10 protein-coding genes and 1 pseudogene are annotated in these 11292 nt (G+C 35.9%); 5 read left to right on the top strand and 6 right to left on the bottom strand.

What is annotated here, in order from left to right:
• Window position 1: 1 nt before the first annotated feature.
• Window positions 2-1045: an N-acetyl-gamma-glutamyl-phosphate reductase gene (argC, locus tag B8780_RS03900; protein WP_084272735.1), complete on the bottom strand. Its 1044-nt coding sequence runs from the start codon at window positions 1043-1045 to the stop codon at window positions 2-4.
• 3 nt (window positions 1046-1048) lie between these two features.
• Window positions 1049-1222: an alpha-aminoadipate/glutamate carrier protein LysW gene (gene lysW/argW / locus B8780_RS08215; protein ID WP_236719375.1), complete on the bottom strand. Its 174-nt coding sequence runs from the start codon at window positions 1220-1222 to the stop codon at window positions 1049-1051.
• Between the two features lie 242 nt (window positions 1223-1464).
• On the opposite strand from lysW/argW, the gene purE reads away from it, so the two are divergent.
• The 5 genes from purE to B8780_RS03875 all read left to right on the top strand — a co-directional run bounded on the left by purE (window position 1465) and on the right by B8780_RS03875 (window position 5463).
• Window positions 1465-1932, top strand: coding sequence for a 5-(carboxyamino)imidazole ribonucleotide mutase (purE, locus tag B8780_RS03895; RefSeq protein WP_048059531.1), 468 nt, complete (start codon window positions 1465-1467; stop codon window positions 1930-1932).
• Window positions 1929-3014, top strand: coding sequence for a 5-(carboxyamino)imidazole ribonucleotide synthase (locus B8780_RS03890; RefSeq protein WP_084272734.1), 1086 nt, complete (start codon window positions 1929-1931; stop codon window positions 3012-3014). Before purE ends, B8780_RS03890 begins: the two co-directional genes overlap by 4 nt.
• Before the next feature lie 33 nt (window positions 3015-3047).
• Window positions 3048-4088 carry a radical SAM protein gene (locus B8780_RS03885; protein WP_084272733.1) on the top strand — a complete coding sequence of 347 codons (1041 nt, stop codon included), beginning with the start codon at window positions 3048-3050 and terminating at the stop codon, window positions 4086-4088.
• Window positions 4085-4645 carry a nucleotidyltransferase family protein gene (locus B8780_RS03880; protein ID WP_161939673.1) on the top strand — a complete coding sequence of 187 codons (561 nt, stop codon included), beginning with the start codon at window positions 4085-4087 and terminating at the stop codon, window positions 4643-4645. The genes B8780_RS03885 and B8780_RS03880 overlap by 4 nt, the downstream gene beginning before the upstream one ends.
• A 65-nt stretch (window positions 4646-4710) precedes the next feature.
• Window positions 4711-5463, top strand: a complete 753-nt coding sequence (locus B8780_RS03875; RefSeq protein ID WP_011178279.1) for a polyprenol monophosphomannose synthase — start codon at window positions 4711-4713, stop codon at window positions 5461-5463.
• On the opposite strand, the gene B8780_RS03870 is transcribed toward B8780_RS03875, so the two are convergent.
• The 4 genes and pseudogenes from B8780_RS03870 to B8780_RS03855 all read right to left on the bottom strand — a co-directional run bounded on the left by B8780_RS03870 (window position 5434) and on the right by B8780_RS03855 (window position 11285).
• Window positions 5434-6732 carry an FAD-dependent oxidoreductase gene (locus B8780_RS03870; protein WP_084272731.1) on the bottom strand — a complete coding sequence of 433 codons (1299 nt, stop codon included), beginning with the start codon at window positions 6730-6732 and terminating at the stop codon, window positions 5434-5436. The two genes, B8780_RS03875 and B8780_RS03870, sit on opposite strands and share 30 nt — an antisense overlap.
• Window positions 6733-7348: 616 nt before the next feature.
• Window positions 7349-7534, bottom strand: a complete 186-nt coding sequence (locus tag B8780_RS03865) for a hypothetical protein (protein ID WP_011178282.1) — start codon at window positions 7532-7534, stop codon at window positions 7349-7351.
• Between the two features lie 58 nt (window positions 7535-7592).
• Window positions 7593-9938: pseudogene (locus tag B8780_RS03860) on the bottom strand (plasma-membrane proton-efflux P-type ATPase).
• A gap of 15 nt (window positions 9939-9953) precedes the next feature.
• Window positions 9954-11285, bottom strand: coding sequence for an APC family permease (locus B8780_RS03855; protein ID WP_084272730.1), 1332 nt, complete (start codon window positions 11283-11285; stop codon window positions 9954-9956).
• Window positions 11286-11292 lie beyond the last annotated feature (7 nt).

The following is an 11292-nucleotide window of genomic DNA, read 5'->3' as shown; positions in this document are numbered from 1 at the left end:
ATCACACCGGAAAAGCTGCTGGTATTAACAAACCCTCTGACTCGTCAAAATGGTTCATAATATTCATTGACTGTATGGCATTGCCGGCAGCGCCCTTTATCATGTTGTCTATTGCGCCAATTGATACTATTCTTTTTATGTAGCCATCACTTATCACGCTAAGATCTGCAAAATTTGTGCCTATCACGGTCTTTGGATCAGGGTACCTGAAATTGCTTTTCCTGTCAAATATTAATCTGATGAATTTCTCGTTTTTATAGAACTCCCTTAGCTGTGAAAGGGCATCAGGCTCATCAAGGTCGATAAAGATATTAGATGTTGTTAATATGCCACGCACCATGTTTACAGAATGCGCGGACATTGCTATTTTAATATTTTTACCTGATATATACTTTATTTCCTGCTCTATCTCCGGTGTGTGCCTGTGGTGCACTGGTTTGTAGGCCCTGACAGAATTGTACCTTTCAGAGTAATTCTTTGAGCTGTCTGTGCCTGAACCTGAACCTGATGAACCAACCTTTGCATCAACAGTAACAATGTTATTATCAAGATTTAGCATGGAAAATGGTGCAACACTGTAAATTGTTGATGATGCTATACAGCCTGGCACAGATACATACCTTGAGTTTTTTATCTCGTTCCTATGGAACTCAGGCATGCCGTAAACAAACTTTTCCAGCAAATCAGGATAATTGTGTTCAAACCCGTACCATTCCCTGTAAAGATCAGGATCCTTTAGCCTAAAGTCAGCACTCATGTCTATAATCTTTGTTCCGATCTCATAGATATCAGGCACATAATTTATTGATGTGCCATGTGGCAGTGCAAGGAAGACAAGATCAACCCTGGAGGCAAGATCCACAGGATTCATATCACTGAACCTTAAATCCAAAATATTTAAAAGATCAGGATGGACCCTTGATAATTTTTCTCCGGCATGGGATTTTGATGAGACAATTTTTATCTCAATATCTTTATGGAAGGCAAGCATTCTTAGCAACTGGCCTGCAATGTATCCTGAACCACCGACAATGCCAACCTGCATCTTTTATTCTCCCCAGTCCTCTCCAACATGCTCTGCACTTTTTAATGATACGTTTCCATTTGATATTGCGCTGATCTCATAGGTCATACCGCAGCCGCCGCACTCAACAAGCTCACCGACAATGGCATCGTCAGGTATCTCTATTGACTCACCACACATCTTGCATTTTCCATTCATGATATGTAATTGCATCATGATATTTAAAATATACGAATTTAATACAAAAAATACGAAATTAGTAAACATGATAACCACTGGCAATAAAAACGAATAATGATTGGTAGCAAATTGAATTTAAAAACTTAATGATAAAATTAATATTATAATATACATTTGTTATATTATAGTATCAATATTTATATAAAATATATCATAATTTTTCAAATGATAATTTATTAACCATTAAATGATATACAGCCATGAAGGTAGCGGTTATTATGGGCAGCTCATCTGATCTTGAAACCATGAAACCCGCAATTGAAACCCTTGAATCATTTGGCGTTGAGGTCATATCAAAAATAGTATCGGCGCACAGAACCCCGGATTTTATGTATGAATTTGCAAAAGGTGCATTAAACAATGGCATCGAGGTTATTATAGCAGGTGCAGGAGGTGCCGCGCATCTGCCCGGAATGGTTGCATCCATGACAACATTGCCTGTCATAGGCGTTCCGGTGCCATCGAGGCATCTAAACGGCCTCGATTCATTGCTATCGATAGTGCAGATGCCATCAGGCGTTCCGGTTGCAACCGTTGCAATAGGCAATGCAAAAAATGCGGCATTGCTAGCGCTAAGAATACTGTCAATAAAGTATGATAAGATAAGATCGTATTTAGAAAAATATAATAATGATGAAAGAAACAGGGTTCTTGGTGAAAAGATATGAAGATAGGCATTATTGGTTCAGGTCAGCTTGGCTGGATGATGATGCTCGAATCATATAACTTGCCGGTTGATTTTTACATGCTCGACAATGAGCCGGGACCGGCATCATACATGGCAAGAAAATTTTTCACGCCCGATAAATACAAAGAATTTGTTGATTCATGTGATTATATTACATATGAATTCGAGCACGTTGATGGCAGAACGCTGGAATATTCAGAGAAATCAAATAAATTAAGACCGGGTCTTAAGGCAATAGAAATAAAGAGGGACCGCTCACTTGAAAAGGACTTTTTAAGATCTATAAACGTTCCAGAGGCTGATTATGAAAAGGCAGATAATTTTAATGAAGCATTGAAGATTGCCAGGGACAAGGGCAATGCTGTGATAAAGACCTGTGCCGGTGGCTACGATGGCAAGGGTCAATTCTACGTTCATGATTCTGATACATCCAAATTCGAGGGGCTTGATGTTCTGGGAAGATTTATTGTCGAGGATTTTATAAACTATGAAAGTGAGGCCTCGATAATTGCTGTAAGATCAGAATCAGGTGAATTTCAATTCTTTGACCCGTCCTTTAATTACAACAAAAACGGCATCCTGATTTATAACATTGCGCCTTTTAATGATAAAAAATCAGAGATGCAGGAAATTGCAAAAAAGATCATGAACAATTTAAATTACATAGGTGTAATGGGCATAGAATTCTACATTGTAAATAATAAGGTTCTTGTAAATGAGATCGCCCCAAGGGTTCATAATACCGGTCATCACACATTAAAGGGAAGCTCGATATCACAGTTTCAGGAGCATATAAGGGCAATATCAAATATGAATATAATCATGCCAGAGCTTTACAAACCATCCGGTATAGTTAACATACTTGGCCGGGGTATAGATGATGTTTACAATGAAATAATGAAAACTGCCGATGATGTTTACTGGTACAGAAAACCAGAGATAAGAAGAAAGAGAAAGATGGGGCACGTTAATATAACAGGTGAAAGCTATAATGATGTTAATAAGCGTGTAAACGATGTGCTAAACATTCTTTATAGGGGCAATCTGGATCAGTTTATATAAAAAAATATTAATATATTTTATTGATCTTATTCTGTGATAAACATCTCTCGCGGTATAATAAGAATAGAGGCCTCGGGCAGAATACTCTCGCTTGACGCCGATGGCAGGATGATGTATTATAATGATGGTTATTATACCTATAGAAGAACATTAATGAACGATGTTATAAGAATGAAGGCAAACAAATTTAAAATTTTAAATGAAAGGGAAAAAATTGATGTGATTAATGAATTCTATGATATATTAAATAATACAAATGAAGGGTATTTACCAAGGATAGAGGATGGCTACAGTTTCCTGGTAAACGAATCAAAAAAACTTTTTAATATATACAATGGTAAAATCCCTGTGGTTCCACCGGACAGGTATCATTCACTGTATATTAGAATAACCAATGGCTGTCCATGGAACAGGTGCACATTCTGTTCATTGTATAAGGATGTAAAGTACGGTTTTAACAAATATCTGTGCGATCAGATAAAGGCATTAAAGGATTACTTTAAAAATTCAATGGAATCAAGGACAGGAATCTTCCTTGGTGATGCAAATGCCATTGGAATTAATAAAAACATACTTTTTAAGGATATTAAAATTATAAAAGAGCATTTCGACATGCCATTTTATGCATTTTCAGATAGCTTTACAAGCCCGTTAAATACAGGATACGGTGATTTAATAAATCTTAAAAATCATGGTTTTAAAATGATCTATATAGGCCTTGAAAGTGCAAGCAGATACGTTTTAAAATTCTTTAATAAAAATCTGAGTATTGAGACAACCAAGAGATATATAAACATGATAAAGGAGTCTGGAATAAACCTTGGCATCATAATAATGGATATTAAAGGCGATCTTTATAAAAGCCATGTCAGGGAAACATCAAGGTTTATAAAATCATTGAACCTTGATAAGGATGATATTTTATACATATCAAGGTTAATTCCGGGCTTTGAGCTCAGGGAGTACGCCTATTATAACGATGTCAGCCTAACAGGAAGCAACGAGAGTATAGAAAAATTTATAGAAACCGATGCCAGGATTTCAAGATACAATATAAGGGAGGCACTTTATTGAATTACACGCTCATAGTTCTTGCTTCAGGTCTTTCCAGGCGTTTTGGCTCAAACAAGCTCCTTTCAGATCTTTATGGAATGCCATTAATAGGGTATACATTAAAAAATCTTAAAGGATCACATGCCGATGAAAAGATCATAGTTTTCAGCAAATCAAATTATTATAATACAGAGGATTATAAAATTATTATAAATGACAGGCCGGATCTTGGGATATCATATTCAATAAGGCTTGCAATTGATTTCGTTAAAAACGGGCTTGCAGTCTTTACACTTGCGGATATGCCCTTTGTCCCTGGATTTATAATAGATGACTTTGTGGAAAAAATGAATTTTAATAATAAGGGTCTTGGAATGTTCTTTTCAGGCGAATTATACTCGCCTCCAAGCGCATTTTCAAGAAAATATTTTAATCAGATTATGAATCTCCGCGGTGATGCCGGCGGCAAAAAAATAATAATGGAAAATAAAAATGATGCCCTTTTTTATCCTGTTGAACCAAATGTTCTTTATGACATAGATACAATAGAGGATCTTAGGAAGATTTATAATAAATAGTTTCTATAGAAAATATATAAAATTTTAAAATAAAATTATATATACACAGTTACCATATCTTTTTTATGCCGGATGTAAGTGTGGTTATACCTACACTAAATGAAAAAAACAATATAATAAAATTAATTCCGAGGCTCCATAAGCAGAGCTTAAACTCAATATATATTATAGATGATGGCTCACATGATGGCAGTGATGAGGTTGCCAGATCATATCCAGGAGTCCATTTCATAGTAAGAAGCGGGAAGCTTGGTTTGATAAGTGCTGAAATTGATGGCATGCGTGCAACAAGATCTGATTATGTTGTTATAATGGATGCTGATCTGTCCCATAGACCTGAGGATATTAAGGGCATGATCGAAAAGGCCATTAAAACAAATGCAGATCTTGTTATCGGATCAAGGTACATAGACAACGGTGAAACACATGATGAATTTATAAGGCAGATAATAAGCAAGACCGCAAACAGGCTTTTTAGACTGTCATTTAATTTAAATGTGCATGACTGCACATCAGGCTTTAGGATATACAGCAGGAGGGCATGCGACTTCCTTGCAAGGCAGGTGGATATAGAAAACGGCTACGTTGGTCAGATAGATATATTAAACAGGCTTCACAAAAACGGGTTTAAAATAGAGGAATACCCTGTTAACTTTGTCAAGAGAGAGGATGGAAAGTCAAAGTTAAAAATGAAGGAGATAGTAAACTTCTTTTTATTCGTGTTCTTTAATGGCAATCTTGTTAAATACTTCGCAGTGGCCGTTATTGTAACAATTGCAATACTTGCATCATTTACCATAGCCCTGAAGTTTATCTAGGCCAAGACTGCCGGCAATAACTATTGGATCCCATACAGGACCGTATTCAGGCTCGTAGCCCAGGTCATTAAAGAACAAATCATCTATGTGCATTTTTGAATATATTGCAGTTGCAAGCACATTTAATCTCCACGCACCATTCTCCCTTGATATTACCTGTGCACCAATCAGCCTGCCATCCTCACTGTAAATGATCTTTGTGTAAACATCACTGCCATGAAGATACTTTGAACGGCTCTCACCCTTTATAAGTATCCTGTCATATTTTATGTTTAATTTTCTTGCCGTTCTTTCATTTATTCCTGTGTAGCCAACCTGGTAATCATTTAAGTTTATTATCGTTGTCCCAAGGGACCCGGGAAATTTTATCCTGTTGCCAAATAGATTTACGCCTATGATCCTCCCCATCTTGTTTGCAACCTGGGCCAGTGGAAAGTAATCATTTAAACCAGTGACGATGTTCTTTGTTGTAACAGCATCCCCGGCAGCATATACATCATCACAGGCCATTAAATAATCATCAACGATTATTCTGCCATAACCATCCTTTTTTATTCCATCTTTTATAAATGATGTGTTCGGCTCTATGCCTGTTGCAAATATTACAAGGTCGGACTCATGTGAACCAAGAGAGGTCTTTATTTTGTATCTGCCGTTGTATGATATTTCAATGGGTAATGAATTGTATTCTATATTATCATCGCATATGTTTTTTAATATATCTGACATATCATCATCAAAGTAGGGCAGAACGTGATCATGCTTTGATATTAGTCTAACATGATGCCTTTTTTTTAGTAGGCTGTAAAGCTCGGTGCCAAGAACACCTGCACCAACTATTGTTATATCCCTGGATCTTTTAAGCATATCATTTAATCTTATTGCATCCTCCATGCTTCTTAATGATAACGCATAATCTTTAAACTCATCTGGAATTCTTGGGGATGCACCGCTGGCTATAACAAGCTTATCGTATTCATATGATCTGTTTTTTGAATAAACAATCCTATTTTTTACATCAACGTCTTTAATTTTCTCATTTGTTATTACATTTATACCTCTTTTCTCTGTAAATTCCTCGATTTTATAATGTAAAAGGTCATTGTAATCATTAAAATATCCGGCAAGATAGTATGGCATCCCGCATTCCGCGTATGACACAAATGGGCCATCCTCAAAAACAGTTATATCAGCGTCCCTGTCCATGCGCCTTGCCTTTGATGCCGCGGACATGCCGGCAGCGCCACCACCTATAACAAGTATCTTCATAAAAATAAATTATAAACTATTATTTAAATTAGAAGTCATCGTCATCGTCGTCATCGTAATCGTCATCATCGTCATCATAAAACCTGACGAATTTTACCATATTAACACCTCCTGATGTGTAAGTTAAATCTAATATTTATACATTTCTCAGGCATTAAAAATCATTAAAATCGAATCACTTTTAAATGATTTCCATTGCGCAATCCTGGGGAATTATAGCATCATTTTTTTAATTTTTAGAATAATCATCTTATTTAATAGATTCATAGAAACCATGGAATTATTTACTTAAAACATTCATCTTGACAATATGTTGAGATCAAAGAGATCTGAAATTGCAGGATAATTGTTATCCTATTTGGCCAGGCCTCTTTGTCATTATCTTAATTATATCCATGGTAAATGTTATCATAAATTAAGGATATTTATAAGATTGTATAATAATATCCTTAAGGATTAAGAGTGCAAAAGAAAGCCATATTATCTTTCTGCGCATGCTGCCCAATTTTAAATCTTTATGGATATTAAATGTAAAAAGCGGGAACATAAATTATTTAAAATAAAATATAAGGCATATAAATATAATTACTGGTTAAATAAATATTATTCATTAAAATTAATCCATATCCATAAATTTTATTAATTTTAGGTTTCTCATATATCTTTTTCTTATTATGTCTGCTATATCGTTTCCTGTTTCTACAGCCTCACTGCATATATTAACACTGTCCTCATGGCTTATATCAACGTAATGACCGTTCCTGTCGTATATTCTGATAAAGCCTATATCATCGCAGTTCATTTTATATTTATACAATATTTTTATTTAAACGTTTCAGGAAAATTATTATAAAAACAATCTAAAGGTTAAATCTTCTAAAAACAAGGTTTTTCAAAAGATCAACAGCGGCCATCCAGGAAAATGCAATTAAAACAGTGATGATAATTAAATATAATGGTATTGCACTGATAAGTATTCCATAATATGATATAAAGGATACAAAAATTATATCAATGATTATCGATAGAAGCAGGGTGTTGCTTGGCCTTGAATGCCAGAAATGTCCTCTTTCCCTTACCATTATAACATTAAATAATCCTGAAAAAACAAGCATGTCAAAGATTATGGTATGTATACCATTAACAGGTAAATATTCATAGATGCCTATGTAAAGAATTAAAAACCCCTCAATTACCATAAGGGCTGCAATCAATCCTGATGAGTAAACAAGGGACATAACATTCCATTTTTCAGGCTTTTTTGAATATCTTACATTATCGGTTGCAATTTACATGGTCACAAAATCATTTGCAAAGAGCAGTAAAATTATGTCAAACGGCGTTGTAACAAAGAATTTTACCGCAAAAAATGCTGTTGTTAAAAACAGAACAACCTGTATTGTCTTTATAATTTTATTTAATGTATATGTTAACATTCTCTGGTATATTCTTCTCCCATCCTTTACGGATTCAACAATATCAACTATACCCTGATGTGTAAGAACTATGCTTGCAGAGGCCTTTGCAACATCAGTCGCATTGCTAACGGCTATGCCAACCTCGGCCTGCTTGAGTGCAGGTGCATCATTAACGCCGTCTCCAGTCATTCCGGTGACATGACCATCTTTTTGCAGCTCCATTACTATTTTAAACTTGTCCTCAGGGAAAACCTCAGAAAAAACAGAGCATTTATTTACATCAAAATTCTCATGGACATTGCATGCCATTCCAGAGATACCAACCTCGCCTGCTATCTTTGCGGCTATCTCCTTATTATCACCTGTAACCATTTTTACTGAAATTCCAAGATCTCCAAGCTCCTTTATTAACTCAGCGGAATCCTTTCTTGGAGGATCATACATTGGTATTAAGCCTTTAAAAGCAGGCTTTTCATCAATGGTGGCCACAGCTATTACACGGTAGCCAAAGCGGGCAAACTCATCAATTTTTGATGATATCCCTGAATAATTAAAACCGCAAAGGCCTGCTATAACCTGCGGTGCACCCTTTAAAATTCTTGTTGTTTTACCATTTTTTAAAACAACAGCCTCGGTTCTTTTTGTTGCCGGATCAAAGGGAATAAAATTTTTTACATTATTATAATCAATATTTATTTTAATATTCCTTGCAAAATTTATTATTGCAATATCTATTGGATCCTCTGATTTCTCCTCTGATGCATACATGGCCAGTTCCATGAGTTCGTTGATGCTGCATCCAACAGGATACGGATCCCTTACTGTAAGAACATTCTCTGTTATCGTTCCTGTTTTATCTGAGCAAAGTATATCCATTGATGCGGCATCCTCTATTGCATTTAACCTTGTTACAATGGCTCCCTTTTTTGCCATGTCCATTGCACCAATGGCCATTGCTATCGTAAAGGTTGCGGGCAGTGCCACGGGTATTGAAGTTATAAGAAGCACAAGTGAAAACGGGATAATATCATTAAATGGAACATTAATTAAAATTGAATAAATTGTTGTTATAATAACAAGCGAGACATCAAGTATTATAAGATATTTCACAATATTAAAGATAAGCGATTCTATATGTGATCTGGAACCTGCTTCACTTACAAGCATTGCCGTTTTGCCAAAGTATGTTTTATCCCCGGTTGCCATGACCACGGCTGTTGCCTCACCGCGCTTTATAACAGAGCCTGAAAAGAGCTGATCTGAAACACCCTTTGAAACAGATAATGATTCGCCTGTGAGTGCTGACTGGTCTGTTTCAACGTTTCCTGAGATTATTGCACAGTCTGCCGGTACAATGTCACCAAACCTTACATTAATTATATCTCCAGGAACGATATAAATTGATTCGAGCAATTCCCATTTTCCATTTCTTAGAACCCTGGATGTAACCTGGAGCCTCTTTTTTAATAATTCAACGGCGTTTTTCGCCCTTGATTCCTGAAAAAAGCCAATGATTGCATTGAAAAAAAGCAGGAAAAGTATTATATATGTATCAATGTACCTTCCTATTATATATGTTATTATAGAGGTTACCTCAAGCATCCATGGAACAGGAGCCCAGAATTTTTTAAGGAATTTAATGTATATACTATCCTTCTTCTCGGTTACCTCATTGTAACCATAGCTGTTAAGCCTTGAACCCGCCTCGGAATCTGAAAGACCATTGTTTGAAGTCTTTAGATCCTTCATTAATTGGATCATATCAATTTTCTTTTTTATTTCCTGCATTTAACCACCTAAAAATTATTTAAAAAGCTCCTCATGTATAACACGGTCTCTTTTGAACTCAACAAGAAAATAATAGAGCATAAGCAGTATTATTATTAAAATCATGCCTATGTCCAAAACCTCCCTTGGCATTCCAAGAATAAAAACAAGGAGCATAACTATGCTTATTACCGTGATATATGGGTAAAATGGTGTTTTAAAGCTTCCGGTTTTATTGTTTCTCCTGAAGTGTATTAATGCAAGGGATGAAACAAGGTATGAAATTAAAAGCCCAAAATTGCTAATTGCGGCTATAATATAAATATTGCCGGAGAATAGCATTGCAACACCTATTAATGCTGATAAAATTACACCATTTATTGGCACATCCCTTTTCCTATCGTATTTTCTAAAAAATCCTGGTAAAAGTTTATTCTCAGAGATTTGATATATCACCCTTGAGGATGTAAGTATCATTGCAAGAGTTGCCGATGCAGTTGCCATAAGTGCACCGGCATCAACAAGTATAAAAATACTGTATGGTGCCCTTACATATTTTAATGCAAAGGAAAGCGGATCAGCCGATATTACAAATTTTGATGCAGGTACCATCAGCATCAATGCAAAAATGACCAGGATGTAAAAAATCATGCTTATAACCACGGATAGTACTATCGCCCTTGCAGCACCGGAAGCGCCGCCCCTGACATTTGATGTTATTGTTGAAATGGACTGAAATCCTGAGTATGCAAAGAATACAGCTATGCTTGCAGAAAGAACAGGTAAAACACCGGATTGTCTGGCCGAACCATGAAAATTGTTTAAATTCAATGTCCCAGAAAAATGGGCCAGCAAAACAGCCGATATTATAAATACTGTTAAAATTAAAAGCTTTATCAAGACAAGAAATGAATCGAGCCTTGCAGCCTTTTTTATTCCAATTATATTTACAATTGATAAAATAAATATTAATAAAATGGCGAACATTATTGGATAATTATTACCATGAAGTAAAAGCACGCTTGAAAGGTAGGAACCAAAGCCCAGGGCTATTGCGGAAATTGCCGTTGCAAAGCTGAAATATAAAAGTATACCTATTATGAACCCAAGCTCACTTCCAAAGGCATTGTACGTATATGAAAAGGATGCGCCCTTTGCGTTTGGCATTATCGATCCTAGCTCTCCAAATTGCACTGCAATAATCACTGCAAGTATGCCAACAAGGATAAAGGAAAAAAGGGCATTGGCACCGGCAAGTGCTATTGCAGTTCCGCTAAGGACAAATATGCCTGCACCTATTATTGCGCCAAGGCCCACAGCAGTTGCAACAGGTACACTTATAACTCCACTGCCATGCCATCTCTTCATTTTTATA

This window comes from Picrophilus oshimae DSM 9789 (assembly GCF_900176435.1).
In the GTDB taxonomy this organism is placed as follows: domain Archaea; phylum Thermoplasmatota; class Thermoplasmata; order Thermoplasmatales; family Thermoplasmataceae; genus Picrophilus; species Picrophilus oshimae.
This window is presented reverse-complemented; position numbering and strand designations above follow the sequence as displayed.

Excerpts from the sequence above, each read along its gene's own strand:
- lysW/argW (WP_236719375.1), bottom strand. The coding sequence starts at position 1,222 with ATGAATGGAAAATGCAAGATGTGTGGTGAGTCAATAGAGATACCTGAC.
- B8780_RS03890 (WP_084272734.1), top strand. The coding sequence starts at position 1,929 with ATGAAGATAGGCATTATTGGTTCAGGTCAGCTTGGCTGGATGATGATG.
- argC (WP_084272735.1), bottom strand. The coding sequence starts at position 1,045 with ATGCAGGTTGGCATTGTCGGTGGTTCAGGATACATTGCAGGCCAGTTG.
- B8780_RS03855 (WP_084272730.1), bottom strand. The coding sequence starts at position 11,285 with ATGAAGAGATGGCATGGCAGTGGAGTTATAAGTGTACCTGTTGCAACT.
- purE (WP_048059531.1), top strand. The coding sequence starts at position 1,465 with ATGAAGGTAGCGGTTATTATGGGCAGCTCATCTGATCTTGAAACCATG.
- B8780_RS03875 (WP_011178279.1), top strand. The coding sequence starts at position 4,711 with ATGCCGGATGTAAGTGTGGTTATACCTACACTAAATGAAAAAAACAAT.
- B8780_RS03865 (WP_011178282.1), bottom strand. The coding sequence starts at position 7,534 with ATGAACTGCGATGATATAGGCTTTATCAGAATATACGACAGGAACGGT.
- B8780_RS03870 (WP_084272731.1), bottom strand. The coding sequence starts at position 6,732 with ATGAAGATACTTGTTATAGGTGGTGGCGCTGCCGGCATGTCCGCGGCA.